The sequence below is a fragment of the Oxalicibacterium sp. genome (assembly GCF_057353965.1).
In genome coordinates, this window is record NZ_JBMQZD010000001.1 from 784,315 (window position 1) to 808,965 (window position 24,651).

Below are 24,651 nucleotides of genomic sequence, written 5' to 3' on the forward strand. Positions count from 1 at the left end.
TAATCAGGCCTTTTCCGTTTTCACTTACTTCGCTTCCCATGACCGCACAACTCATCGATGGCAACCTGCTTTCCCAACAACTGCGCGCCGACGTCGCCAAACGTGCCGCCGCGCTGGCGGCCAAGGGCAAACAGCCCGGCCTGGCCGTGATCCTGGTCGGCGCCGATCCGGCTTCGCAAGTATATGTACGTAATAAGGTCAAAGCCTGCGAAGACAACGGTCTGTACTCGCTGCTCGAAAAATACGAAGAAACGCTGACCGAAGCCGAATTGCTGACGCGCATTGATGCACTGAACAACGATCCGAAGATCAACGGCATCCTGGTCCAGATGCCCTTGCCCAAGCACATCGATCCGCAAAAGGTCATCGAAGCCATCTCGCCGCGCAAGGACGTCGATGGCTATTCGGTGCTGAGCGCCGGCGAACTGCTGACCGGCCTGCCCGGTTTTCGCCCCTGCACGCCGTACGGCTGCATGAAACTGATCGAAAGCACCGGCACCAATCTGAAAGGCAAGCATGCCGTCGTCATCGGCCGCAGCAACACGGTCGGCAAGCCGATGGCGCTGCTGCTCTTGCAAGCCAACGCCACCGTCACCATCTGCCATAGCGGTACCCCGGATATCGGTCATCACACGCGGCAGGCGGATGTCGTCGTCGTCGCCACCGGCCGCCGCAATACGCTGACGGCCGACATGATCAAGCCGGGCGCCATCGTCATCGACGTCGGCATCAACCGCGACGACAACGGCAAGCTGTGCGGCGATGTCGATTTTGCCAATGCGAAGGAAGTGGCCGGCCACATCACGCCCGTACCGGGCGGCGTCGGCCCCATGACCATCACCATGCTGCTCGTCAATACCGTCGAGGCAGCGGAAAGAGAACTCTGATGAATATCGCCCTGAACCCGTTGCTGGATTTTTCCGATCTTCCGCGTTTCGACGCCATCAAGCCAGAGCATGTCGGTCCGGCGATCGACAGCCTGCTCGAGCAATGCCGCGACGTCGTCAAGGAACTCGAATCGCGCACGGATCAGGTGACGTGGGAAAACTTCGTCGAACCGCTGGAAGACGCCACCGAAAAGCTCGGCCGCGCCTGGGGCGCCGTCGGCCACATGAATGCCGTCGTCGATACGCCGGAACTGCGCGCCGCCTACAACGAAAACCAGCCGAAGATCACCGAATTCTGGACCGCGCTGTCACAGAACCTCGTGCTGTTCACCAAATACAAGGCGCTGCAGCTCGGCCCCGACTACAACAGCTATTCGCCGGCGCGCAAGAAGATCATCGAGAACGCCGTGCGCGATTTCCGCCTCGGCGGCGCCGAACTGAGCGAGGACAAGAAACCGCGCTTCGCCGAAATCCAGGAAAAACAGGCGGCGCTGCAGACCAAGTTCTCGGAAAACATTCTCGACGCCACCAACGATTACGCACTGTTCGTCGCCGACGAAGCCGAACTCGCCGGCCTGCCGGACGACGTGAAACAAGCCGCGCGTGCCGCCGCCGAAGCGGACAGCAAACCCGGCTGGAAATTCACGCTGCACTTCCCGTCCTATTTCCCGATCCTGCAATACGCAGACAACCGCAAGCTGCGCGAGACGATCTACCGTGCCAACGCGACCAAGGCATCCGATCAGGCGGCCGACCATCCGGAATGGGACAACACGCAGAACATCGTCGACATCCTGAAGCTGCGCGACGAGGAAGCAAAGCTGCTCGGTTACAAGAACTTCGCCGAAGTCTCGCTGGTGCCGAAGATGGCGCAGACGCCGGAACAGGTCATCGGCTTCCTCGAAGACCTGGCCAAACGCGCTCGCCCGTTCGCGGAAAAAGACCTGGCCGAACTGCGCGCCTTCGCCGACAAGGAACTCGGCATCGCCAAACTCGAAGCCTGGGATGCGACCTACGCATCGGAAAAACTGCGCGAACAACGCTATGCGTTTTCCGAACAGGAAGTGAAGCAGTATTTCCCGGAACCGAAAGTCGTCGCCGGCCTGTTCCGCACCGTCGAGACGCTGTTCTCGGTCTCGATCAAGCCGGACGATGCGCCGGTCTGGCACCCGGACGTCAAATTCTTCCGCATCGAAAAGAACGGCGCACTAATCGGCCAGTTCTATCTCGATCTCTACGCACGCAACGGCAAGCGCGGCGGCGCATGGATGGACGATGCGCGCGGCCGTCGCGTCTTCGCCGGCAAGGATGGCGAGCGCGTGCAGACGCCGATCGCCTACCTGACCTGCAACTTCAGCTCGCCGATCACCGTCGACGGCAAGACGAAACCGGCGCTGTTCACGCACGACGAAGTCATCACGCTGTTCCACGAATTCGGCCACGGCCTGCATCACATGCTGACGCAGGTCGGCGAACTGGGCGTATCCGGCATCAACGGCGTCGAATGGGATGCGGTCGAACTGCCGTCGCAGTTCATGGAAAACTTCTGCTGGGAATGGGATGTGCTGCAGCACATGACCGCGCATGCGGAGACCGGCAAGCCGCTGCCGCGCGCGCTGTACGACAAGATGATCGCCGCGAAGAATTTCCAGTCCGGCCTGCAGACGCTGCGCCAGGTCGAGTTCGCGCTGTTCGACATGCTGCTGCACAACGGCTACGACGCCGCCGGTTCGCAATCGGTGCAGGATGTGCTGGACAGCGTGCGCGCGCAGGTTTCCGTCATGCCGCCGCCGGCGTTCAACCGCTTCCAGCATTCGTTCTCGCACATCTTTGCCGGCGGCTATGCGGCCGGTTACTATAGCTACAAGTGGGCGGAAGTGCTGTCGGCCGACGCCTACGGCGCATTCGAGGAAGCCGGCAAGGCGGACGGCAACGTGCTGTCGGCATCGACCGGCGCGCGTTTCCTGCGCGAGATTCTCGCGATGGGCGGCTCGCGTCCGGCGATCGAATCGTTCAAGGCCTTCCGCGGCCGCGAACCGGAAATCGATGCGCTGCTGCGCCACAGCGGCATGGCGGCTTGATGTAGCAGCCACTACCTATTCGTATTTTCGTATTGATGCGCACCCGATAAAGAGACGATAGCGGAACCACTGAAAAGATGCGCTGAAGGGAACGATGAAATGAAAAACCGATGGTCATGGCTGCTGCTGTCGCTGCTGGTTTCAGCCGGCGCGCACGCCCAACTCTATAAATGGGTCGGGCCGGACGGCAAGGTTACCTACAGCGATACGCCACCGCCTGCATCGGCAAAAAAGGTCGAGGAAAAATCCATCGGAACCGGCAGCGTCGCCACCAGCGGCCTGCCGTTCGAACTCGCCGAGGCCGTACGCAACAATCCGGTCACGCTCTACACCACGAACAACTGCGAAGGCTGCAGCAGCGGACGCGATCTGTTGAATGCGCGCGGCATTCCGTTTACCGAGAAGACCGTCCACAGCGAAGAAGATATCACCCGCCTGAAACAGGCCGGCGGCACACGTCAGCTGCCTTTCGTGACGATCGGCAAGAGCAAGCTGACCGGCGCAGATCCCGATGAATGGAATACCGCGCTGACTGCAGCCGGCTATCCGGCCGCCAGCAAATTGCCATCAAGCTATCGCAATCCGGCACCGCAACCCGCAGCGCCGAAGAAAACCGAGACGAAGCCTGCCGCCGAAGAACCGGTACCGCAGGCGCCAGCCGAACGCCCGCCCGCCGCAGGCAATGCGCCGCCCGGCTTCCGTTTCTGATCCCGCTGCATCCAATGACACGCATCGATTTCCACAGCAACGTTCCCGACAAGCTCGCCTACGCCTGCCGCCTGACGCGCAAGGCGCGCAATGCCGATTTCCGCATCGTGATCCTGACGCAGGACCGTTCGCAACTTGCGCGGCTCGATGCGCTGCTGTGGACGTTCTCCGAGCAGGATTTCCTGCCGCACGTGATGGCGAACGATGCGCTTGCCGCCCAGACGCCCATCCTGCTGACCGCCGATCCGAAGATGGAATCGCCGCATCACCAGATCCTGATCAACCTGTCCGATACGCCGCCCGAGCATTTCGCCCGCTTCGAGCGGATGTTCGAAATCGTCTCGTCCGACGAAACGGATAAATCCGCCGGTCGCGAGCGCTACAGCTATTACAAGCAGCGCGGCTATCCGCTGACCCATTTCGTGGCCGACAACGCATGAACAAATCCGCACAAGACGCCGGCATCCCGATGCTGACGGAAGTCATTCAGCCGCCGCCGGCACCCGCCGAAGCGGAACCGCTGGCGGCAACTCCCTCGTTCGACGAGGAAGTGCCTGTTCTGACGCAGCCGGTCGAACCGGAACCGATAGACGGCTGGCTCGACGAGGAATGGACGCGTCTCGAACAAAAAGTGGCGGCACGCACGCTGGCGCAGTTGCAGGAGCGCATCGATCCCGTCATGGAACAGCAGATTGCCGACAGCGTGGCCGTCGCGGTGGAAACGGCGCTGGCCGACATGCAGCGCCATCTGCGCCGCCAACTGCAGCAGACACTGGAACAACTGGTGCGCGAGGCCGTGGCGGAAGAAATCGAAAACATGCGTTTTTCGAAAAATTAAGTTTCTCAACCATATTTTTCATTCCTGTACGCAAACCGCGATTTTTCTCAACAAATCGCAAATATTCGCCGCGAGATTGAATCCTCAGCAAAGCAGGAAGTCCGTAAAATTCTAGGTATCGAATATAAAGCTGGGGATTTCCAATGAAAGTCATCGTTCTGGGTTCGGGCATCGTCGGTACCGCGTCCGCGTGGTTCCTGAACAAGGCCGGTCATGACGTGACCGTCATCGAGCGCCAGCCCGGCGCCGCGCAGGAAACCAGTTTCGCCAACGGCTGCCAGATTTCCGTCTCGCATGCCGAACCGTGGGCCAATCCGGCTGCGCCGAAGAAAATCCTGAAATGGCTGGGCAAGGAAGATGCGCCGCTGCTGTTCCGCTTCCGTCCCGAATGGCTGCAGTGGAAATGGGGCCTGAGTTTCCTGCGCGAATGCACGGAAGCGCGCACCAACGACAACATCCGCCAGATCGTCGCCATCGCCGAATACAGCCGCCAGACGCTGCAGGCGCTACGCGCCGAAACCGGCATCGAATACGATCATCTGACGCAGGGCATCCTGCATTTCTACACCGATGCAAAAGAGTTCGAGGATTCGCTGCCGGCTGCAAAGCTGATGCGCGAACTCGGCTGTCCGCGCGAATCGATCGGGGCCGACGAAGTCGTGCGTATCGAACCGGCGCTGGCGCACATGCGCGATCGCATTGTCGGCGGCGATTTCACGCAGACCGACGAATCGGGCGACGTCTACAAGTTCACCACAGGCCTCGCCGCGCGCGCTGCAGAGGCCGGTGTCGATTTCCGTTTCAGCACGACGGTCACGCGCCTGCTGACTTCCGGCAGCGGCGCGCATGCAAAGATCACCGGCGTCGAAGTCATCGATGCACACGGCCGTCACCAGACCCTGTACGCAGATGCCTTCGTGATGGCGATGGGCAGTTTTTCCGTACAGTTGCTGAAGCCGCTCGGCATCGACCTGATGGTCTATCCGGGCAAAGGCTATTCGGCCACCTACAAGGTGACGAATCCGGATACCGCGCCGACCGTCTCGCTGACCGACGACGGCTACAAGCTGGTGCTGTCGCGCCTGGGCGATCGCCTGCGCGTGGCCGGCACCTGCGAACTGAACGGCTACACGCGCGAACTGAATCCGACGCGTTGCGAAGCGATCACGCGCCGCACGCGAGAACTATTCCCGGACGCCTGCGACTACGACAATCCTGCCTACTGGGCCGGCCTGCGTCCGCTGACGCCATCGAACGTGCCCTACATCGGCAGGACGCGTTACGCCAACCTGTTCCTTAACACCGGCCACGGCACGCTGGGCTGGACCATGGGCTGCGGCTCCGGCCGCGCGATCGCCGACATCGTGTCTGGCATCCGCCCGGAAATCGATTTCCGCTTCACCGGGCCGGAATTCAACTCCAACCAGTCAGGCGCACCGCGTTCCATTACGGCCTGAGCATTCCGGCATCGCCGGATAGCATCCCATCAGAAAAAACGGCGCAGCGACTTCCATCGCTGCGCCGTTTTTCATCCAGGCCTAGTCAGGAATCAACGCATCATTTACCGACCTTGACCTGCACCTCTGCCGCCTTCTCGTCGAACGCGATGCGCGTATCGAACTTCGCACGCTTCATCGGAAAACGCGACTGGAAATGCCGCACGTTGCCGGAGCCGGAAATCGCACGCCGCACAAACTGATAGTAGGCATCCATGTCCACCACGTGCACGACGAGGAAGTAGTCGTAGTCACCGGAAACGAAGTAGCACTGCATCACTTCCGGCTCCTTGTTCATGCGCGCCTCGAATTCCTGCATGCGTTCGTCCGCCTGATTTTCCAGCGACACCTCGAGGAAAGCCAGCATCCCATAGCCAAGCGCGAACGGATCGATCATCGCCACGTCGGCGCTGATGATGCCGGCCTCGCGCATGTCCCGAATGCGGCGCAGGCAGGTCGGTTGCGAAATGTGCACCTTGTCGGCCAGCATGCTGGTCGACATCCGGTTGTCCTTCTGCAGCAGATTCAGCAGCTTGCGGTCGACTTTGTCTAGGGTATGTGCTTTCGGCATGGAATCGTCTCTGGCGTAAAAACCGAACAAAACGCTTGGCTTACCGTTTTCCGATGTTGTATGGTCCCGTTATTAGGGATCTCACGGTCCAAGTGTTGCAGCTAAGTCCAGGTTTTACAATCCTCAGGAGACAAATAATGCAGTTGAAGATGATTTCACTGGCAGGCGTGATGGCGCTTGCGCTGGCAGGGACTGCTTCGGCACAGGAACAGGTCGTGCTCATCGGCAGCGTCGCGCCGACCACCGGTTCCGATTCGCACATGGGCAAGGACAATGAAAACGGCGCACGCCTGGCGGTCGAGGAAATCAATGCCAAGGGCCTGACTATCGGCGGCAAGAAGATCAAGCTGGAACTGATGGCCGAAGACGATGCCGCCGATCCGCGCCAGGCGACCAACGCCGCCACAAAACTGGTCGATGCACACGTTGCTGCCGTCATCGGCCACCTGAATTCAGGCACCACGATTCCCGCCTCGCGCATTTATGCCAATGCCGGCATTCCGCAGCTATCGCCGTCGGCCACCAATCCCAAATACACGCAACAGAAATTCAAGACCACCTTCCGCCTCGTCGCCAATGACGCCCAACTGGGCGGCGCGCTCGGTCAGTATGCGGTCAAGACCATGGGAGGAAAGACCTTCGCCATCATCGACGACCGCACCGCCTACGGACAAGGTGTAGCTGACCAGTTCGCCAAGTCCGTCAAGGCAGCCGGCGGCAAGATCATCGCGAATCAGTACACCAACAACAAGGCGACCGACTTCAATGCCATCCTGACTTCAATCAAGTCGAAGAAGCCGGACATCATCTTCTTCGGCGGCATGGATGCAGTCGGCGGCCCGATGCTGCGCCAGATGCATCAACTCGGCATCAACGCCAAGTTCATGGGCGGCGATGGCATCTGCACCGGTTCGTTGCCCGGCTTGGCAGGCTCAGGGCTCGGCAATGATCAAGTCGTCTGCGCCGAAGCAGGCGGCGTCCCGGAAGAACGCCGCAAGGCAGTCGATGACTTCCGTGCCAAGTACAAAAAACGTTTCGGGATCGATGTGGTTTACACCGCCGCCTATGCATACGACGCAACTTATACCGTGGTCGATGCGATGAAGCGCGCCAACTCCACCGAACCGGCCAAATACCTGCCGGAACTGAAGAAAAGCAATTTCCCAGGGGTGACAGGCAATATCGCCTTCGACGCCAATGGCGACATCAAGGACGGCATGCTGACGCTGTATACCTATCGCAACGGAAAACGCGAACTGCTGGCCGTCACCAAATAATGCCGGCAGACGGGCACAAAAAAAGCGCTTCGATCGAAGCGCTTTTTTTATTGCGAGCGACGCATTATTTCAAGGTCATGATCCACTTGACCAGCGTACGCGCCTCGGCCTCGCTGACCTGCGTGTTCGCGGGCATCGGCACTGCGCCCCAGACGCCGCCGCCGCCCTTCATCACCTTCTGCACCAGCTTGTCTTCCGCGCCCTTCTGGCCGGCATACTTCGCAGCCACATCCTTGAAGGCCGGACCGACGATCTTGTTGTTGACCGAATGGCAGGCCATGCAATTCTTCGCCTTCGCCAGATCGGCATTCGCCATCGCGGCGCCCGATACGCCCATCGTCAACAGACACGCCAACATCAAACGCTTCATGCTCGTTCTCCCGAAAAGGACCGCGGCCATTCTATCCTGTTTCGCCCTTCCGTTTCGTTGCGCAACCGCGTCTTGCACGCGCGACAACACAATTGACCGTTGCCCGGTTTCCTCCTATGCTGCACCGGAAAAAACAGGGAGCAAGCCATGCCGTTGATTATCGCGATCGTCCTGCTGGCCGTACTGAAATACTTCGAAGTCGGCCCGCTGGGAAAACTGTCCTGGTGGTGGATCGTCGGACTGTTCGGCGTTGCCTTCATCTGGTTCGAATTCATCGAACGCATGTTCGGACTGGACAAGCGCAAGGCGCACGAGCAACTGGAAAAGGCGCGCAAGGAACGCGTGAACAAGACCTTCAAGTGATCGCAACAATTCCGTCATGCCCACGTCATATAGCCGTGGATAATGACGGGGCATGCCGGCCAATCATGCTTTTTCCGATCCGCTTTCCGCTACATTCGCCGATTCGCCCTCTCCGAACGCGCTGAAGAGCAGGCTCAACCGCATCTTCTTCCCCTACGCCGACCGGCAGCTGCAGCGCGTCAGCCAAAAATCCCGCTTCGCCTACTACACCAACGCCGAGACCGCGCGCCGCATCCTCGCCAACGAGGAAATCTGGATGCGCGACACTTACGACATGAACGATGCAATGGAGATCGAATACGGTTTCGATTGCCTGCACCGCGCGTTCGGCGATGCCGCGCTGAAGAGCCGCTTCATGGCCGTGCTCGACGATTGCGCAGACGACCTTGCCGATGAAGTGCTGCAGCGTTTCGATAACTGGTCGCCCCACCTGAAGACGCATACCTTCATCGCCTGCGTCTCCAAGCACCGCTCGTGCGAGAACCATCACGGCCGCCTGTCGATGTGGCGTGCCTACGGCGGCCGCTCCGGCGTCGCGCTAATCCTGAACGCAGAAGCGATGCTGAAGATTTCCTCGCAGGCACTGGGCGCGTATTCCAGTCCGATCGCCTACATGACGGCCAGCCAGGTACGCAAGGAATTGCGCGCCGTCGTGCGCAACATGGAAGACGCGCGCGAACTGCTCTGCAGTCTCGGCCGCGAACGCGTGCGCGACAACGTACTGTCGATGCTGCATTTCGCCGTGCTGTGCATCAAGCATCCCGGATTTCACGAAGAGCGCGAATAGCGCATCATCACCAACGCGCAATGGCCGGAAGTCGCGGTACGCACGTCGGCCATCGAAACCATACGCGACATCCCGCAGAAGGTGCAGAAGATCAAGTTCCGCGACGATCCGCAGAACGGCCTGCACGGGCTGGGCCTGCCGCATCTGCTGAACCGCATCATCATCGGCCCGAACGCCGATCCGCAGCCGCTGAAGGAAGAATTCGTCGCGCTGCTGGAACGTGCCGGCGTGCGCCACCCGTGTAAGAAGATCGTGGTATCCAACATTCCGCTGCGCTGCGACTGAATACTGCCGGAAAATCAGACACTGAAACGAACACGAAAGCAGGCACGAAGACGAAGCGATGCAGGCATGCGGCATAATGCCGGCTTTCCTCTTCTCCCGTTCTTACCCTATCCATGAGCGTCATCGACAAGGCCCGCAGCGACCGCCGCATCGCCGCGCTGTTGCAAAGCGTGCAGCAGCGCACGCGACTCAAGTTCGAAAAATCCGGCAGCGAACACTGGCTCTCCAGCGTGGAAGACGCACGCGCCGTCATCGAATACGCAAGCTGCCGTCATCCGAGCGCGGCGCTGGCGCAGGAACTGCTGACCATCGACCTGCTCCTGTCCGGCTTCCGCACGATCCGTCTCGGCATTTCTTCCGTGTTCGATCAGGAAGCGATGCCGACCTTCATCAACGTGCTGAATCACGAATTGCAGCGGCACAAGATCTACGCACGCTTTCTCGCACTCGGCTTCACGCCCGAACAGTTCCAGCACGACAGCGACAAGGATACCTTCCCGTATCTGCAGCAAGTGCTGATGACGGAACCGGACAACATCGCCCGCATCATCCCGCCCTTCCTGATGTTGCTGTCGCCGGGCGGCACGCTGACGCTTGAAGCATTTCAGGACCTGTACGACCGTTTCCTGCGTATCAACAGCGCCTGGACCAAGCAACTCTTGACAATCGAGCAACTCCTGAGGGATTGGGAACAAAGCGAAACGCTGGACCAGACGCTGACGGTACGCAAAATCATGCTGACCATCGAGCCAAAGGGCAACTTCAGCTGGTTCGGCTTCAGCGACGAAAAAGGCTTCCCGGACGACGGTTTCTACATCGATGAGGCATTTTCGGTACGCGTGGTGCCCGATCAGACCGCCTGAACGGCCGGCAGGCAAGCCAAGTTGCCGCACAAGCGGTAAAATCACGGTTTCGCAGATTTGCACTTTTTTGGGGCCTGGCCGCGCATGCGCAGCCGGGCCGGTTTACTTTTCACACTTGCTGGAGCCACTGTGCCTGGTCTACTTCCCAACGTCGATCCCGACGGCCTTCTCGAATATTCCGTCGTCTACACGGATCGCGCAGTCAATCACATGTCGAAACGCTTTCAGGGCGTCATGTGCGACATCTCCCGGACGCTGAAGCAGGTCTATCACGCGCATTCGGCCATCGTCATGCCGGGTTCCGGCACCTTCGGCATGGAAGCCGTCGCCCGCCAGTTCGCCACCGGCAAGCCTTGCCTCGTGCTGCGCAACGGTTGGTTCAGCTTCCGCTGGACGCAGATTCTCGAAACCGGCGGCATTCCGTCCAGCACCACCATCCTGATGGCGCGTCCGGAAGACGATTCCGCGCAAGCTGCCTATGCGCCGGCGCCGATCGACGAAGTCGTCGCCACCATCCGTGAAACCAAGCCCGCAATCGTCTTCGCGCCGCATGTCGAAACCGCTTCCGGCATCCTGCTGCCTGACGACTACATGCGCCAGGTATCCGATGCTGTGCATTCGGTCGGTGGCCTGTTCGTGCTGGATTGCATCGCCTCCGGCACGATCTGGGTCGACATGGAAAAGACCGGCACCGACATCCTGATCAGCGCGCCGCAAAAAGGCTGGAGCGGCTCCGCCGGCTGTGCCTTCATCATGCTGAGCAAGCTCGCGCGCGAACGCATCGATTCCACGCAAAGCACCAGCTTCGCCTGCGACCTGCGCAAATGGCTGCAGATCATGGAAGCCTATGAGCAAGGCAATGTCGCCTATCACACGACGATGCCGACCGACGCGCTGACCATCCTGCGCGACACGATGAAAGAAACCGAAGACTACGGTTTCGACAAGGTGCGCGACGAACAGCAGGAACTGGGTGACCGCGTACGCAAGCTGCTGGCCCAACGTGGCTTCAAGAGCGTCGCCGCAAAAGGCTACGAAGCGCCGGGCGTGGTCGTCAGCTACACGACGGACGACGGCATCCAGTCGTCGAAGAAATTCGCTGCGGTCGGTCTGCAGACGGCAGCCGGCGTACCTCTGCAATGCGATGAACGTCCGGACTTCAAAACCTTCCGCGTCGGCCTGTTCGGCCTGGACAAGCTGCACAACATCGAACGCACCGTCGCGAATCTGGAAAAAGCACTGGACGCGATGGCCTAAGTATTAAGTATCACCGAGCCGGCAGTCGCAAGATCCGGCTCGCATACCATTTATGGAGAAAACATGAATACGAAGTGGAAAATCATCGTGACGATCTTCGTCGTCGCCATCTCGGCAATTTCCCTGTACGTAAATCCGTAACGAGAGTTACGCCACGCCATATCGGCACGGCGATTACTGCGCTCCCTTGGAGCAAGCTTGCCAATCAGATTAAAGCCGGACAATCGTCCGGCTTTTTTATTTGGGAAAACTACGGGCCAATGTCATAGCAATCCGTACGGATATGCAACCCAGGATGTAACCAATCCCCGATCTTCGGCGAATTACACAGGTCTTCTCTCCTTTCCAACCGACCTACCACCGCCATGTCCAGTCTCTCCTTCGGAATCTTCACGATCAAAACTTCGCAACTGCTTCTCGCCCTCTGCTTTCTCGCCGCATTAGCAATCGCACTGATCGTCTCCTGGCGCAGAAAGATCAGGATCGCCGATACATCGCTGCAAATCGTTCTGGTCTCCATGGTCATCGCGCGTATCGCCTTTGTTGCTACATGGTTCGAGCAATACTGGAAGGCGCCGCTGTCGATACTGGATATTCGCGATGGTGGTTTCAATGTCGTTGCCGGCATCACTACCGGATGCGTGCTTGTCGCATGGCGCGGCTGGCGTCAACCGATGCTGCGTGCGCCACTGGCTGCCGGCACGCTGACCTTTCTGCTGGCCTGGAGCGTTGTGGTTCCTTCCGCCGATTCGATTGCAGGTGAAGTCGCATTGCCCACCGTGGCCGTCAAGACCTTCGATGGCAAGCTCACGACATTCAAGGAACTCGCCCAAGGCAAGCCCTTGGTCATCAACCTGTGGGCCAGCTGGTGTCCGCCCTGCCGCCGTGAAATGCCGCTACTGGTCGAAGCACAGAAGAAGTACAAGAACATCACCTTCGTTTTTGTCAACGAAGATAACGATCCGGATGAGGCATTGTTCTTTGCCGATCAGATGAAACTGTCGACCAAAAGCATCGTCGCCGATTACGACTTCGGATTGATGCGAATGTTCGGTGCGCGTGTGTTGCCGACTACCTTGTATTACTCAAAGAATGGAGAGTTGATGGCAACGCATGTAGGAGGGTTATCGGAAGCGACGCTAGCGAACGATCTGCAAAAGATAAAAAAATAGAACTTCCCGCACATTCTTTTATATGCCTTCATCATTCGAGATGATTAGCAGATGCAATCACTGTTTTCATGTAATGCACAAAGGCGAAAAGCTGTTCTGTCCGATTAGCCAAATCATTCGAAGCTTTACCCAGATAAACTTCCCGCGCCCGTTCAAGGACCGGTCGATATTCCTTCGGCAGACGCTCAAGCGCCCATTCGGCAGCAACATCCTTGGGTGCAATTCCACCTGTAGACACGCTGAACCAGATGCGCGCAAGAGCAAGCACCACCGTTAATTCGTCACCTTGCCAATCCGATTCCTCATTCCATTGCGCAATGGTGTCAGAAAGTGCCTTTGAGAAGTGCTCTCTTGGGACGGGTTCGAACAACTCGGAAGCAGGAACTCCCAATAGGCAAACACTGTGCTGCCTGGCCTTGGTCAGCAGGATCGCCAGATCGGGGTCGAATGTCGGAGATTCAATGCGACCGGCCAGCAGTTCTTCCCGAAGCCATTCACCGAATTGAATTTCACGCCGCGGCGGATATCGCCAAGGCACGACATCCTTTTGAAAGACGACTGTCACTTCAAGCGCCCGACACGATGCACTCGTACCGGGCCACGCCGAGACCGACAATAGGTCCATCATTAGCGAGCGCCTGGTAGATTCCGTCAACGGCGCACTCACGGTTACCAACAAATCGATGTCGCTATGCGGCTTGAGACCGCCATCGACTGCCGATCCGAACAAGTGAATAGCCAGCAACGTACCGGACAGATTACGCTCAAGTACTGCACTTGCATTTGCTAGCTGCTGCGCAATTTCGACAGGAGGTAATGTTTTCATTGCGGATTATTTTGACAGATTCGTTCTGAAGGAAACCGCGATACGCATCAATGCGTCGAAACAACTCGAAAAAAAGCCGGACGTTGTCCGGCTTTTTTATTTGAAATTAATCTGGTCAGCCAGTCACAGCGCCCTTGCTGGCCGGTGCCGCCAGCGCCGCAAACTTCGCCAGCACGCCGCGCGTGTACTTCGGCGCCGGCTGTTTCCATGCCGCACGGCGACGCGCGATTTCCTCTTCCGGTACGTTCAGTTGCACCAGCAGCTTGTGCGCATCGATCGTGATCGAATCGCCCTCTTCCACCAATGCGATGGTGCCGCCGACGAAGGCTTCCGGTGCAACGTGGCCGACCACCATGCCCCAGGTGCCGCCGGAGAAACGGCCGTCGGTGATCAGGCCGACGGATTCACCGAGGCCCTGGCCGACCAGTGCGGAAGTCGGCGCCAGCATTTCCGGCATGCCCGGGCCGCCTTTCGGGCCGAGGTAACGCAGCACGACGACGTCGCCGGCCTTGATCTTGTTCGCCATGATGGCGTCCATTGCCGAGTATTCGTCGTCGAACACGCGCGCCGGGCCGGTGATGGCCGGGTTCTTCAGGCCGGTGATCTTGGCGACGCAACCTTCGGTGGCGAGGTTGCCCTTCAGGATCGCGAGGTGGCCCTGCTCGTACAGCGCATCCTTGATCGGACGGATCACGTCCTGGTCCGCCGGCGGCACGGAAGGGATATCGGCCAGCGTTTCGGCGATGGTCTTGCCAGTGATCGTCATGCAGTCGCCATGCAGCAGGCCGGCATCCAGCAGGATCTTCATCACTTGCGGAATACCGCCGGCCTTGTGCAGGTCGGTAGCGACGTATTTACCGGAAGGCTTCAGGTCGCAGATGACCGGAATCTTCTTGCGCATGCGCTCGAAGTCGTCGATGGTCCAGTCGATTTCGGCGGCGTGCGTGATCGCCAGGTAATGCAGCACGGCGTTGGTCGAACCGCCGGTGGCCATGATGACGGCGACAGCATTCTCGATCGATTTGCGCGTGACGATGTCGCGCGGCTTCAGGTCTTTCTTGATCGCTTCGATCAGCACGCGTGCCGATTCGGCGGCGGAACCGACCTTCTCGTCGTCCGGGTTTGCCATCGTCGACGAATATGGCAGCGACATGCCGAGCGCTTCGAACGACGACGACATCGTGTTCGCGGTGTACATGCCGCCGCAGGAGCCGGACGACGGGCATGCGTTGCGCTCGATGCCGTCGAAATCTTCCTGCGACATACGGCCGGCGGTGAATTCACCCACGGCTTCGAATGCGGAGACGATGGTCAGGTCCTTGCCCTTCCAGTTGCCCGGCTTGATGGTGCCGCCATAGACGTAGATGCTCGGCACGTTGGTGCGCAGCATCGCGATCATGCCGCCCGGCATGTTCTTGTCGCAGCCGCCGATGACGACGCAGCCATCCATCCACTGGCCGTTGACCGCGGTCTCGATGCAGTCGGCGATCACTTCGCGCGAGATCAGCGAGAACTTCATGCCTTCGGTGCCCATCGACATACCGTCCGAAATCGTCGGCGTGCCGAACACCTGCGGGTTGCCGCCGGATTCCTTGATGGTCTTGATCGCGATGTCGGCCAGTTTCTGCAGGCCGGAGTTGCACGGCGTGATCGTCGAGTGGCCGTTGGCGATGCCGACCATCGGCTTGTCGAAGTCTTCCTTCTCGTAGCCCATGGCGTAATACATGGAGCGGTTCGGGCTGCGCGACACGCCCTGCGTGATGTTCTTGGAACGGCGGTTGAATGACATGGTGACTCCAGAAGTCGGTAATGCGCCGCAATTTGAAAACGGAACAGAGGCTGCGGCGGTTGCCTGCCCGGTAACAGGGCAATTCCTTGAAAAGCTGTAAAGAGCGGCTAGATTGCCTTGCGCCGCGCTGCGTGTCAAATATATGATTCAATACAAATCAATACGTATTACATATCAATCACGCACAACCGACAGGCGGAAGAATGAACATCGAATTGCGGCAATTGCGCTATTTCGTCACCGTGGCGGACGAGATGCATTTCGGCCGCGCGGCGCAGCGGCTGCACATGACGCAGCCGCCGCTGTCGCAGGCGATCCAGCAGCTGGAAGCGGCGCTCGGCGGCGTGCCGCTGTTCGCACGCACCAGCCGCAGCGTGGCGCTGACGCCGGCCGGCGCAGCGCTGCTGCTGGAGGCGCGCCGCATCCTGCAGCAGACGGCAGCCCTGCCGGAACTGGCACGGCGCGCGGCGTCCGGCGCCTCGGGCCGGCTGTCGCTGGCCTTCGTCTCGACCGCCGACTACAGCGTGCTGCCACCGGTGCTGCGTGAATTCCGCGAGGCGTATCCGGATGTCGAGATCGATCTGCGCGAAGCAACCACCGACGTGCAGATCGAGGAACTGCTGCAGGGGCGCGTCGATGTCGGCCTGCTGATCCCGCCGCTGCCGGACCGTGCGCGCGGCCAGCTCGATTATCTGACGGTGCTGACGGAACCTTTGATCCTGGCCGTACCCAAAGGACTGTCCGTGCTGCGCGGCAAGACCAAGGTCGCATTGCAGGCGCTGGCCGACCAGCCGCTGGTAATCTTCCCGCGGCGTATCGCGCCGGCGCTGCACGATGCCATCCTCGCCTGCTATCACGACGCAGGACTGACGCCGCGCATCGGGCAGGAAGCGATCCAGATGCAGACCATCATCGGCCTCGTTTCCGCCGGCATGGGTATCGCGCTTGTGCCACAATCCGTGTCGAACCTGAAGCGGCCCGGCGTCGATTACCGGCCGCTGGCGGACAGGACGCCGCTGGTGGAAACCGGATTGGCCTGGCGGCGTGACAATGCCTCGCCGGTGTTGCGCGCCTTTCTTGAACTGTTACGAAAGAAATAGAGTTATGTGGGTTCATCCGATGCCAGATCCGGTCGCGCTGTCGATCGGTCCGCTGCACATCCGCTGGTACGGCCTGATGTATCTGGCCGCCTTCATCCAGTTCGTCGCGCTGGCGCGTCTGCGCATCAAGCAGCCGCAGATCGCGCGGCAGGGCTGGACGAAGGAAGACATCGACGACATGCTGTTCTACGGCGTGCTCGGCGTGGTGATCGGCGGCCGGCTCGGCGAAGTGCTGTTCTATCACCCGGAATTCTATTTCGCGAACCCGCTGGAAATCGTCAAGGTATGGAACGGCGGCATGTCCTTCCATGGCGGCTTTCTCGGCGTGCTGCTGGCGATGAGCGTCTGGGCCTACAAGCGCCGGCGCAATGCGTGGGACGTGCTGGACTTCATCGCACCGATGGTGCCGCTCGGTTATGCCTTCGGCCGCCTCGGCAATTTCATCAACGCCGAACTGCCGGGCCGCATCGCCGATGCGACGCTGCCGTGGGCGATGATCTGGCCGAACGTCGATAACCTGCCGCGCCATCCGTCGCCGCTGTACCAGGCGCTGGAAGGCTTGGTCGAATTCATCCTGCTGTGGTATTTCGCGCGCAAGGAACGCCCGCGCATGGCGGTCGGCGGCATGTTCTGCCTGCTGTCCGGCATGGGACGCTTCATCACCGAATACTTCCGCGTGCCGGACTATGAAGTCCACGTCGCCGGCTTCATGATCTCGGCCGGACAGATGCTGTCGCTGCCGCTGATCGCGCTCGGCATCGTGCTGCTGATCGTCGCATATCGCCGCCCCGTGCATGCGCCTGATCGCGCACCGGCTCCTGCATCGGAGAAGCGGGCAGGATGATGGATTTCTGGATTGCCTTCACCCGCCTCGCCGACACCAACCTCACAATTCCCGCCGCAGCCGTCCTCACAGTCTGGCTGCTGTGCGCCCGCACATGGCGCACCTGCCTGCTGTGGTGCATTCTGTTCGGTGGCGGACTGTTCCTCGTTGCCGTAACCAAGATCGCCTATGCAGGCTGGGGCATCGGTATTGCCGCCATCGACTTCAAGGGATTCAGCGGTCATGCGATGCGCGCGGCATCGCTGGCGCCGGTACTGATGCACGTGCTGCTGCAACGCCGTTCACGCGGCGTTCTGGTTGCCGGTGTAACGTTCGGTGTGTTGTTTTCCTTTGGCATCGGCATTTCACGACTTGTATTGCAGGTGCATTCGGTATCGGAAGTCGTGACAGGCTGGATGCTGGGCTTTGCCGTCGCCTGGCTGTTCATCCGCTTTTGCACACATCACCCGACGATTACCTTCGATCGCCGCTCGTTGGCGCTTGCAACCTTGTTCCTGCTGCCGTTGCTGATACTGAAGCCGGCGCCTACCGAAAGCTGGATCGTGCGCATCGCAATCACGCTGGCCGGCGAAGAACATGCGGATGAAATCCGGCAGCGCAAGATAGGGCTTTGATTAGAACTTTGATGAGCTCAGTCGCTCCGATCGAAGAAAATCGGAATCAATGACAGCAAAGCGATGGCAGCGATAAAAAATCGCTTTCCGATTCGCCCAATAAAAATGCCGGTCAGATAACCGGCATTTTTTCATTCTGTATCTGCATTCATTCGCTGTGCGGACCGCAGCAATCGCACGGCCCTTGCCCATGGCGAACATAACGGTAATCGATCGGCTTTTCATCTGCCATGACGGCGATATCCTCAGCCGCTTCCTTCCTATTCTTTTCTGCTTCCTCGATCGCGTTGCTGCAGGCCTCGGTTTCCTGCAAGCCAGACGATTGCATCTTGTCTTCGGTATTGATTTTCATGTTGCCTCGTCCCGATCAGCCATTCACAAAAGGAGCCAGCAAGGCCATCGTACGCGCCGTAGCACCGCGATGCTGCTGCGAGAAACGTCGTGCGTTCTGCCCCATCTCGTTGCGCAGGTTCGCGTTCGACAGCAACCGTGTTGCCTGCTGCATCAACTCCACTGCATCGGTCACGCGCAGCACCGCACCCGCTTCGATCGCATTCTGCGCCGCATCGGCGAAATTGAAGGTATGCAGACCGATCAGCACCGGCGTGCCCACCGCACACGCCTCGATCAGGTTCTGTCCACCCAGCGGCAGCAGGCTGCCACCGACGAAGGCGACATCCGCCGCCGCATAGTAGGCGAACATCTCGCCCATCGTATCGCCAAGGAAAACGCGCACATCCGGTGCCAGCGCTTCGTCGCCGCTGGTCGAGCGGCGCGCCAGCGGCAAACCGTATTCCTCCACCAGTCGTGCAACCTCGTCGAAGCGTTGCGGATGACGCGGCACGATCAACAGCAACACGTCGGGAATATCGAGCTGCGCCAGTTCGGACAGGATCAACGCTTCCTCTCCGTCGCGCGTATTGGCGCATGCCAGAACGGGGCGCGCGCCGAAGCGCGCACGCAGCGCGGCACCGCGCGCCAGCATTTCTTCCGGCGGTACGGCATCGAACTTGATGCTGCCGGTCACCTGCACATTCGGAGCGCCGAGCCGGCGGATGCGCATGGCATCACTGTCAGTCTGCGCCGCTACGCAGGACATGGCGGCAGCCGCTTCGGTGAACAGGCCCGGAAAGCGCATCGCACGCGCCAGCGAACGCTCGGACAAGCGCGCATTGACCAGCGCAACCGGCACACCGCGTCGCCGGCATTGTGCCATCGCATTCGGCCACACTTCGGTTTCCATCAGCACGCACAATTGCGGACGAAAACGGCGTAGAAAACGCCCGATCATCCAGCCAGTGTCATAGGGAAAATAGCACTGCGTCACGCGCGCTTCGTTGCCGAACAGCGCTTTGCCGGTGGCGCGGCCGGTCGGCGTCATGTGCGTCAGCAGGATGCGGTGCGAGGGATAGGTCTGCAGCAACGCCTCGATCAACGGCTGCGCGGCACGCGTCTCACCGACGGATACCGCGTGCACCCATAACATCGGACCGCTGCCTGCATCCCGCACACCGCCATAGAAACCCAACCGTTCCGCGACATGCTGCCGGTATCCGGGCTCCTGCCGTCCGCGCAACCACAAGCGCAACAGCACCAGCGGCAAGGCGAACCACCAGGCAAGAGAATAGATCACACGCATGGCAGCGGGCCGCGCACAAAGTCGGCGTCAGGAGAAAGGAAGAAGCATCGCATGCCGCGTATTATGCCGCGTCGCCCGATACCGGTCACGGCGAATTCTTCGGCCGGCACAAATGAAAACAGCCGGCATGAAGCCGGCTATGTCTAAACGAATCGACGTGTGCGCCGTTCAATACGGCATCACCGCATCCGGCTTTGCTGCGGTAATCACACGCTTGAATTCCGCCTGGATGCGCTGCAGCGCCTGTTGCGATTCCGCTTCGAAGCGCATGACGATCACCGGCGTCGTATTCGACGAACGCGCTAGGCCGAAGCCGTCCGGATATTCGACGCGCAGACCGTCGATCGTGATCGTGCGATCGGAGCCGGGGAACTTGGCTTCGCTCTGCAGCTTGGCGATCAGCGGGAAGCTCTCGCCTTCCGCCAGTTTCAGCTGTAGCTCCGGCGTGGACGTCGATTGCGGCAATGCATTCAGCACGGCCGACGGGTCCTTCTCGCGGCTCAGCAGTTCCAGCATGCGCGCGCCGGCATACAGGCCGTCGTCGAAGCCGTACCAGCGATCCTTGAAGAAGATATGGCCGCTCATCTCGCCGCCGATCGGCGCACCGGTTTCGCGCATCTTAGCCTTGACCAGCGAATGGCCGGTCTTCCACATCACCGGCTTGCCGCCGTACTGTTCGATCCACGGCGACAGATGGCGCGTGCATTTGACGTCGTACAAAATCTGTTCGCCTGGATGACGCGTCAGCACATCCTTGACGAACAGCATCAGTTGGCGGTCCGGATAGATAATCTGGCCGTCCTTCGTGACGACGCCGAGACGATCGCCATCGCCATCGAATGCGAGGCCAATTTCCGCATCGGTTTCGCGCAAGCACTTGATCAGATCCTGCAGGTTTTCCGGATGTGCGGGATCGGGATGGTGATTGGGGAAATTGCCGTCGACGTCGCAGAACAGTTCGATCACTTCGCAACCCAGCGCACGATACAGATCGCCGGCAAATGCGCCGGCCACGCCATTGCCGCAATCGACGGCAACCTTCATCGGCCGCGCCAGCTTGACGTCGCCGGTAATACGCTTCAGATAGGCATCGCGAATGTCGTGCGTGCGATAGCTGCCCTTGCCTTCGGTCAGTTTGCCGTCGACGATCGCCTGATGCAGCGCCTGGATTGCGTCGCCATAGATCGCTTCGCCGGCCAGCACCATCTTGAAACCGTTGTAATCGGGCGGATTATGGCTGCCGGTGACCATGATGCCGGAACGCGCATCCAGTTCATGCGTGGCGAAATACAGCACCGGCGTGGCGACCACGCCCAGATCGATGACGTCGACACCGGCAGCCTGCAGGCCTTCGGCCAGCGCAGCCGTCAGCTCGGGGCCGGACAGGCGGCCGTCACGGCCGATCACGACTGTGGTTTCGCCCTTGTCGCGCGCCGCGCTGCCGAAGGCCCGTCCGATGTCGCGCGCGATGCCGGCATCCAGCGTCTTGCCGACGATGCCGCGAATGTCATAAGCCTTGAAGATGCCTTGCGTGAGAGCCGCCATATGCAACCTTGAACCTTTCAGAGAATTTCACCAAAACCGCAATCCATGCAGCGATCCGATTCGTGACCCGATGGAATGCAAAAAATGCAGGAAGGAAATACTTTAACAGCCATTCTGCGCTTTACCCACTGTTCCAGGGAAAGACGATGGCTCGTATTGGCCTTCAATTCCTGCCGAACCGTGCAACTCACTGCACGACAGAAGCAGAGGCCATCGTATCGTGTGCCGCCAATATGACCAGCCGACGGCGACGGAAGTTTCAGCCATGGCAAGCTTTACATGCGATGCCGGCAGGCTTTACGGAAAGGCACTTTCTCTTTGCCGAGAGGCGCCTTCTTTAGCCTTCTTTATAATGCGCACTATGCCGCATGCGGCGCATCCGACCGAAACTTCTTCATGACCACCTACGCCATCGGCGACCTGCAAGGTTGCCACACGCAATTTGTCGCGCTGTTGAAAAAAATCGAAGCCGTGTCGCCGGATGCGCAATTCGTCTTCGTCGGCGATCTCGTCAATCGTGGTCCGCAATCGCTGGCGACGCTGCGGCATGTGCGATCGATGGGAAACCGCGCGCGCGTCGTACTTGGCAATCACGATCTGAACCTGTTGGCCGTTTTCTGCGGACTGCGCCAGCCGCATGCTTCCGATACGCTGGACGACATTCTCGCAGCAGACGATCGCGACGAATTGATCGACTGGCTGCGGCAGCAGCCGCTGGCGCTGGAAGCCGACGGCTGCCTGTGCGTGCATGCCGGCGTGCTGCCGCAATGGAACATGCAACAGACGCTTTCCCTCGCGCAGGAAGTACAAGCCGCACTGCGTAGCGCAGACTGGAAAGAATTCCTGAAAACGATGTACGGCAACATGCCGGACCGCTGGGACGACGCACTGCAAGGTGCGGATCGGCTGCGCTGCATTGTCAACGCATTGACGCGCATACGCTACTGCCGCGCCGATACCAGCATGGAACTGAAAGTCTCGGAAAGCCTGGCCGATGCACCACCCGGATTGCAGCCATGGTTCGACGTGCCCAATCGGCAGACCGAGGACGCCACCATCGTGTTCGGCCACTGGTCGACATTGGGATTGACGCTGCGCCCGAATCTGGTCGGGCTGGATACCGGCTGCGTATGGGGCGGCAAGCTGACGGCCGTCAATCTGCAGGATCGTTCCGTCGTTCAGGTCGATTGCCCGCAGCACCAACAGCCGGGCAAACGCTAACCTGTCTGGAATCAGGCAGCGCGTTCGGCTTCTTTCACGTAACCGAGTCGGACGCCGATCGCGCGATGCGCCGCCAGTGACAATTCGCGCCGGTGCGCGCCATCTGAATTGATCTCCGCCAGTGGCATCAACTGCACGTGCATAGGCGATGAACGCATGATCGTCAGCAGACTGCCGACGAAGGTCATGTCGCCGACGAAATCGGCGGCAGGATGCAGATTTCCTTCCGCATCGACATAACGCAAGGCGACCGGCTGCACCGGCACCTGCGCCTCGATCGCGGCTTCGAACAGATTCGGATGGAAAGGCAATAGCGTGCCCTGCGCCGCGGTCGTCCCTTCGGGGAAGAAGGCGATGCGCTCGCCCTTGCGCAGGCTGGTCACCAGCCCTTCGTAGACGCGCCGGATCTCGCGCTGCTTGCCGCGCGCGATGAAGATGGTGCCGGACTTTGCGCACAGCCATCCCAGCACCGGCCAGTTGCGGATATCCGCTTTTGCGACAAAACGGCAAGGCTGCTGCGAATTGATGACGAAGATATCCAGCCACGAGACATGATTGGCGACGATCAGTTCTCGTCCTTGCAACTGCGCGCCGTTGTGCGCGCGCAGCTCGACCTTGATATGCAGAATGTTCAGCAGGCCTTTCGACCAACGGCGGATGCGGCGCTCGCGTCCGGCATCGTCGAGGAAAGGAAAAACGAAAGCGGACGTCGCCAATCCGGCCAGCAGGTGCAGCAGCACACGCAGGAAAGTCCACGCGATCATGCCGCCGCCCGGCTGGAAACCGTCTCGAAAACCGTCGGCTTCATCGATGAACGATCAATGCCGGGCAATCAGCGCTGGAAGGCGATATGACCTGCCACCACCGTCGCCTTCACCTGGCCGGCCAGCTCATAGCCGAGGAAAGGCGTGTGCTTGCCCTGGCTTGCCAGCACGGGCGCAGCCACCGTCCAGCGCGCCGCCGGATCGAATACACAGATATCGGCAATCGCACCGACTGCCAGTTGGCCGGCCGGCGCACCGATGATGCGCGCCGCATCGGTGGTGACCTTGGCAATCGCACGCGACAATGCCTGCTTCGGCTCCGCGCATTCCTCGCCCCACTTCAGCGCCAGCGACAACAGCAGTTCAAGTCCGGTTGCGCCCGGCGACGCTTCGCCGAACGGCAGCAGTTTCTCGTCGTCGTCAACCGGCGTATGGTCAGAGCAGATCGCATCGATGGTGCCGTCCAGCAGCGCGGCGCGAATAGCGTCGCGGTCGCGCTGGCCGCGCAACGGCGGCGTCAGGCGTGCATTGGCATCGAAGAAGCCGACGTCGATCTCGGTCAGATGCACGTGATGCGCACCGACGTCGCAGGTGACCGGCAAGCCTTCCTTCTTCGCCGCGCGCACCAGTTCCAGACCGGCAGCCGACGACATGCGGCACAGGTGAACACGAGCACCCGTCACGCGCATCAGTTCGAAGATCGTATACAGCGGGATCGTTTCCGACATTACCGGCACGCCGGACAAACCCAGACGCGAAGCGACCGGCCCGCTGTGCGCAACGCCGTTGCGGCCCAGATGCGGGTCCTGCGGACGCAGCCATACCGTGTAGTCGAAGGTCTTCGCATACTGCAATGCGCGCAGCAGCACCGTGGTATCCAGAATCGGATGATCGGCCTGCGAGAAGCCGATGCAACCGGCGTCGGTCAGTTCCGCCATCTCGGTCAGCGCTTCGCCCTGCAACTTCATCGTCAGCGCACCGAGCGGATAGACGTGCGCCTGGTTCAGCAGCCGCGCGCGATGCTTGAGCATCTCGACCAGGCCCGGTTCATCCAGCACCGGATCGGTATCCGGTGGACAGACCAGGCTGGTGATGCCGCCCTGCACTGCCGCCTGCATTTCGGATTCCAGCGTCGCCTTGTGTTCGTAACCTGGCTCGCGCAGACGCGCGCTCAGGTCGACCAGACCCGGTGCGACGACGAGGCCGCTCGCATCGATGGTCTTGGTCGCCGTGAAGTCGGCCGGCGCGCTGCCGACGCCGACGATCTTGCCGGCAGCAATGTACAGATCCTGTTTGGCATCGACGCCGTTGGCCGGATCAACCAGATGGCCGTTCTTGATGTGGATTTTCATCT

The 24,651-nt window shown here is 60.2% G+C and carries 26 protein-coding genes; 17 read left to right on the plus strand and 9 right to left on the minus strand.

Going from position 1 to position 24,651, the window contains the following annotated elements; all coding sequences use genetic code 11:
* Positions 1-38 precede the first annotated feature (38 nt).
* The 6 genes from folD to ACO1VH_RS03865 all read left to right on the plus strand — a co-directional run bounded on the left by folD (position 39) and on the right by ACO1VH_RS03865 (position 5,971).
* Positions 39-887, plus strand: a complete 849-nt coding sequence (gene folD, locus ACO1VH_RS03840) for a bifunctional methylenetetrahydrofolate dehydrogenase/methenyltetrahydrofolate cyclohydrolase FolD (RefSeq protein ID WP_486242584.1) — start codon at positions 39-41, stop codon at positions 885-887.
* A complete protein-coding gene (locus ACO1VH_RS03845; protein ID WP_486242586.1) occupies positions 887-2,968 on the plus strand; it encodes a M3 family metallopeptidase in 2,082 nt (693 codons plus the stop codon). The genes folD and ACO1VH_RS03845 overlap by 1 nt, the downstream gene beginning before the upstream one ends.
* Positions 2,969-3,067: 99 nt before the next feature.
* A complete protein-coding gene (locus tag ACO1VH_RS03850; RefSeq protein WP_486242588.1) occupies positions 3,068-3,676 on the plus strand; it encodes a glutaredoxin family protein in 609 nt (202 codons plus the stop codon).
* A 14-nt stretch (positions 3,677-3,690) separates the two neighbouring features.
* On the plus strand, positions 3,691-4,116 hold the full coding sequence (locus tag ACO1VH_RS03855) for a DNA polymerase III subunit chi (RefSeq protein WP_486242590.1): 426 nt from the start codon (positions 3,691-3,693) through the stop codon (positions 4,114-4,116).
* Complete coding sequence (locus ACO1VH_RS03860; RefSeq protein ID WP_486242591.1) at positions 4,113-4,514, plus strand: hypothetical protein; 402 nt, start codon at positions 4,113-4,115, stop codon at positions 4,512-4,514. Before ACO1VH_RS03855 ends, ACO1VH_RS03860 begins: the two co-directional genes overlap by 4 nt.
* A 143-nt stretch (positions 4,515-4,657) precedes the next feature.
* On the plus strand, positions 4,658-5,971 hold the full coding sequence (locus ACO1VH_RS03865; RefSeq protein ID WP_486242593.1) for a D-amino acid dehydrogenase: 1,314 nt from the start codon (positions 4,658-4,660) through the stop codon (positions 5,969-5,971).
* A gap of 100 nt (positions 5,972-6,071) precedes the next feature.
* Here the strand turns inward: ACO1VH_RS03865 and ACO1VH_RS03870 are convergent, their stop codons facing one another.
* On the minus strand, positions 6,072-6,581 hold the full coding sequence (locus tag ACO1VH_RS03870; RefSeq protein ID WP_486242595.1) for an Lrp/AsnC family transcriptional regulator: 510 nt from the start codon (positions 6,579-6,581) through the stop codon (positions 6,072-6,074).
* 137 nt (positions 6,582-6,718) lie between these two features.
* Here ACO1VH_RS03870 and ACO1VH_RS03875 point away from each other — a divergent pair, with 137 nt between their 5' ends.
* Positions 6,719-7,858 (plus strand): branched-chain amino acid ABC transporter substrate-binding protein, encoded by a 1,140-nt coding sequence (locus ACO1VH_RS03875; protein WP_486242597.1) that lies wholly within the window; start codon positions 6,719-6,721, stop codon positions 7,856-7,858.
* A 64-nt stretch (positions 7,859-7,922) separates the two neighbouring features.
* Here the strand turns inward: ACO1VH_RS03875 and ACO1VH_RS03880 are convergent, their stop codons facing one another.
* Positions 7,923-8,228, minus strand: coding sequence for a c-type cytochrome (locus tag ACO1VH_RS03880; RefSeq protein WP_486242599.1), 306 nt, complete (start codon positions 8,226-8,228; stop codon positions 7,923-7,925).
* 147 nt (positions 8,229-8,375) lie between these two features.
* Between ACO1VH_RS03880 and ACO1VH_RS03885 the strand changes: the two genes are divergently transcribed.
* The 6 genes from ACO1VH_RS03885 (at position 8,376) to ACO1VH_RS03910 (ending at position 12,955) form a co-directional block, all read left to right on the plus strand.
* Positions 8,376-8,591, plus strand: coding sequence for a TIGR04438 family Trp-rich protein (locus ACO1VH_RS03885; RefSeq protein WP_486242601.1), 216 nt, complete (start codon positions 8,376-8,378; stop codon positions 8,589-8,591).
* Positions 8,592-8,643: 52 nt separating this feature from the next.
* Positions 8,644-9,378, plus strand: a complete 735-nt coding sequence (locus ACO1VH_RS03890; RefSeq protein ID WP_486242603.1) for a DUF2971 domain-containing protein — start codon at positions 8,644-8,646, stop codon at positions 9,376-9,378.
* Between the two features lie 81 nt (positions 9,379-9,459).
* The gene (locus ACO1VH_RS03895) at positions 9,460-9,663 is read left to right on the plus strand and encodes a hypothetical protein (protein WP_486242604.1); all 204 of its coding nucleotides are present in this window, start codon (positions 9,460-9,462) and stop codon (positions 9,661-9,663) included.
* A 113-nt stretch (positions 9,664-9,776) separates the two neighbouring features.
* Positions 9,777-10,526, plus strand: coding sequence for a hypothetical protein (locus tag ACO1VH_RS03900; RefSeq protein ID WP_486242606.1), 750 nt, complete (start codon positions 9,777-9,779; stop codon positions 10,524-10,526).
* A gap of 129 nt (positions 10,527-10,655) precedes the next feature.
* Positions 10,656-11,783: an aminotransferase class V-fold PLP-dependent enzyme gene (locus ACO1VH_RS03905; protein WP_486242608.1), complete on the plus strand. Its 1,128-nt coding sequence runs from the start codon at positions 10,656-10,658 to the stop codon at positions 11,781-11,783.
* Positions 11,784-12,148: 365 nt separating this feature from the next.
* The gene (locus tag ACO1VH_RS03910; protein ID WP_486242609.1) at positions 12,149-12,955 is read left to right on the plus strand and encodes a TlpA family protein disulfide reductase; all 807 of its coding nucleotides are present in this window, start codon (positions 12,149-12,151) and stop codon (positions 12,953-12,955) included.
* Positions 12,956-12,986: 31 nt separating this feature from the next.
* Here ACO1VH_RS03910 and ACO1VH_RS03915 read toward each other — a convergent pair whose 3' ends face one another.
* Positions 12,987-13,781, minus strand: coding sequence for an AadA family aminoglycoside 3''-O-nucleotidyltransferase (locus tag ACO1VH_RS03915; RefSeq protein ID WP_486242611.1), 795 nt, complete (start codon positions 13,779-13,781; stop codon positions 12,987-12,989).
* Positions 13,782-13,896: 115 nt separating this feature from the next.
* Entirely contained in the window at positions 13,897-15,570 is a 1,674-nt protein-coding gene (gene ilvD, locus ACO1VH_RS03920) for a dihydroxy-acid dehydratase (RefSeq protein ID WP_486242612.1), read from the minus strand.
* A 203-nt stretch (positions 15,571-15,773) separates the two neighbouring features.
* On the opposite strand from ilvD, the gene ACO1VH_RS03925 reads away from it, so the two are divergent.
* The 3 genes from ACO1VH_RS03925 to ACO1VH_RS03935 are packed head-to-tail and all read left to right on the plus strand — an operon-like array spanning position 15,774 to position 18,128.
* Positions 15,774-16,670 (plus strand): LysR family transcriptional regulator, encoded by an 897-nt coding sequence (locus tag ACO1VH_RS03925; RefSeq protein WP_486242614.1) that lies wholly within the window; start codon positions 15,774-15,776, stop codon positions 16,668-16,670.
* A gap of 4 nt (positions 16,671-16,674) precedes the next feature.
* Positions 16,675-17,514 (plus strand): prolipoprotein diacylglyceryl transferase, encoded by an 840-nt coding sequence (gene lgt / locus ACO1VH_RS03930; RefSeq protein WP_486242616.1) that lies wholly within the window; start codon positions 16,675-16,677, stop codon positions 17,512-17,514.
* The gene (locus ACO1VH_RS03935) at positions 17,511-18,128 is read left to right on the plus strand and encodes a phosphatase PAP2 family protein (RefSeq protein WP_486242618.1); all 618 of its coding nucleotides are present in this window, start codon (positions 17,511-17,513) and stop codon (positions 18,126-18,128) included. The genes lgt and ACO1VH_RS03935 overlap by 4 nt, the downstream gene beginning before the upstream one ends.
* A 148-nt stretch (positions 18,129-18,276) precedes the next feature.
* On the opposite strand, the gene ACO1VH_RS03940 is transcribed toward ACO1VH_RS03935, so the two are convergent.
* The 3 genes from ACO1VH_RS03940 to ACO1VH_RS03950 form a co-directional block, all read right to left on the minus strand.
* Positions 18,277-18,480, minus strand: coding sequence for a hypothetical protein (locus tag ACO1VH_RS03940; RefSeq protein WP_486242619.1), 204 nt, complete (start codon positions 18,478-18,480; stop codon positions 18,277-18,279).
* 15 nt (positions 18,481-18,495) lie between these two features.
* A complete protein-coding gene (waaA, locus tag ACO1VH_RS03945; RefSeq protein ID WP_486242621.1) occupies positions 18,496-19,767 on the minus strand; it encodes a lipid IV(A) 3-deoxy-D-manno-octulosonic acid transferase in 1,272 nt (423 codons plus the stop codon).
* Between the two features lie 168 nt (positions 19,768-19,935).
* Positions 19,936-21,312 (minus strand): phosphomannomutase/phosphoglucomutase, encoded by a 1,377-nt coding sequence (locus tag ACO1VH_RS03950; RefSeq protein ID WP_486242623.1) that lies wholly within the window; start codon positions 21,310-21,312, stop codon positions 19,936-19,938.
* Positions 21,313-21,708: 396 nt separating this feature from the next.
* Between ACO1VH_RS03950 and ACO1VH_RS03955 the strand changes: the two genes are divergently transcribed.
* Entirely contained in the window at positions 21,709-22,533 is an 825-nt protein-coding gene (locus ACO1VH_RS03955) for a symmetrical bis(5'-nucleosyl)-tetraphosphatase (RefSeq protein ID WP_486242625.1), read from the plus strand.
* 11 nt (positions 22,534-22,544) lie between these two features.
* Here ACO1VH_RS03955 and ACO1VH_RS03960 read toward each other — a convergent pair whose 3' ends face one another.
* Together ACO1VH_RS03960 and ACO1VH_RS03965 are read right to left on the minus strand one after the other, a co-directional pair.
* The gene (locus ACO1VH_RS03960; protein WP_486242627.1) at positions 22,545-23,297 is read right to left on the minus strand and encodes a lysophospholipid acyltransferase family protein; all 753 of its coding nucleotides are present in this window, start codon (positions 23,295-23,297) and stop codon (positions 22,545-22,547) included.
* A 68-nt stretch (positions 23,298-23,365) separates the two neighbouring features.
* A complete protein-coding gene (locus ACO1VH_RS03965; protein ID WP_486242628.1) occupies positions 23,366-24,649 on the minus strand; it encodes a dihydroorotase in 1,284 nt (427 codons plus the stop codon).
* Between the last annotated feature and the right edge of the window lie 2 nt (positions 24,650-24,651).

Coding starts and splice junctions, on each gene's coding strand:
- ACO1VH_RS03965 (WP_486242628.1), bottom strand. CDS start 24,649: ATGAAAATCCACATCAAGAACGGCCATCTGGTTGATCCGGCCAACGGC.
- waaA (WP_486242621.1), bottom strand. CDS start 19,767: ATGCGTGTGATCTATTCTCTTGCCTGGTGGTTCGCCTTGCCGCTGGTG.
- ACO1VH_RS03850 (WP_486242588.1), top strand. CDS start 3,068: ATGAAAAACCGATGGTCATGGCTGCTGCTGTCGCTGCTGGTTTCAGCC.
- ACO1VH_RS03890 (WP_486242603.1), top strand. CDS start 8,644: ATGCCGGCCAATCATGCTTTTTCCGATCCGCTTTCCGCTACATTCGCC.
- ACO1VH_RS03885 (WP_486242601.1), top strand. CDS start 8,376: ATGCCGTTGATTATCGCGATCGTCCTGCTGGCCGTACTGAAATACTTC.
- ACO1VH_RS03875 (WP_486242597.1), top strand. CDS start 6,719: ATGCAGTTGAAGATGATTTCACTGGCAGGCGTGATGGCGCTTGCGCTG.
- ACO1VH_RS03935 (WP_486242618.1), top strand. CDS start 17,511: ATGATGGATTTCTGGATTGCCTTCACCCGCCTCGCCGACACCAACCTC.
- lgt (WP_486242616.1), top strand. CDS start 16,675: ATGTGGGTTCATCCGATGCCAGATCCGGTCGCGCTGTCGATCGGTCCG.
- ACO1VH_RS03960 (WP_486242627.1), bottom strand. CDS start 23,297: ATGATCGCGTGGACTTTCCTGCGTGTGCTGCTGCACCTGCTGGCCGGA.
- ACO1VH_RS03950 (WP_486242623.1), bottom strand. CDS start 21,312: ATGGCGGCTCTCACGCAAGGCATCTTCAAGGCTTATGACATTCGCGGC.
- folD (WP_486242584.1), top strand. CDS start 39: ATGACCGCACAACTCATCGATGGCAACCTGCTTTCCCAACAACTGCGC.
- ACO1VH_RS03925 (WP_486242614.1), top strand. CDS start 15,774: ATGAACATCGAATTGCGGCAATTGCGCTATTTCGTCACCGTGGCGGAC.
- ACO1VH_RS03940 (WP_486242619.1), bottom strand. CDS start 18,480: ATGAAAATCAATACCGAAGACAAGATGCAATCGTCTGGCTTGCAGGAA.
- ACO1VH_RS03860 (WP_486242591.1), top strand. CDS start 4,113: ATGAACAAATCCGCACAAGACGCCGGCATCCCGATGCTGACGGAAGTC.
- ACO1VH_RS03845 (WP_486242586.1), top strand. CDS start 887: ATGAATATCGCCCTGAACCCGTTGCTGGATTTTTCCGATCTTCCGCGT.
- ACO1VH_RS03865 (WP_486242593.1), top strand. CDS start 4,658: ATGAAAGTCATCGTTCTGGGTTCGGGCATCGTCGGTACCGCGTCCGCG.
- ACO1VH_RS03855 (WP_486242590.1), top strand. CDS start 3,691: ATGACACGCATCGATTTCCACAGCAACGTTCCCGACAAGCTCGCCTAC.
- ACO1VH_RS03880 (WP_486242599.1), bottom strand. CDS start 8,228: ATGAAGCGTTTGATGTTGGCGTGTCTGTTGACGATGGGCGTATCGGGC.
- ACO1VH_RS03900 (WP_486242606.1), top strand. CDS start 9,777: ATGAGCGTCATCGACAAGGCCCGCAGCGACCGCCGCATCGCCGCGCTG.
- ACO1VH_RS03910 (WP_486242609.1), top strand. CDS start 12,149: ATGTCCAGTCTCTCCTTCGGAATCTTCACGATCAAAACTTCGCAACTG.
- ACO1VH_RS03870 (WP_486242595.1), bottom strand. CDS start 6,581: ATGCCGAAAGCACATACCCTAGACAAAGTCGACCGCAAGCTGCTGAAT.
- ACO1VH_RS03955 (WP_486242625.1), top strand. CDS start 21,709: ATGACCACCTACGCCATCGGCGACCTGCAAGGTTGCCACACGCAATTT.
- ACO1VH_RS03915 (WP_486242611.1), bottom strand. CDS start 13,781: ATGAAAACATTACCTCCTGTCGAAATTGCGCAGCAGCTAGCAAATGCA.
- ilvD (WP_486242612.1), bottom strand. CDS start 15,570: ATGTCATTCAACCGCCGTTCCAAGAACATCACGCAGGGCGTGTCGCGC.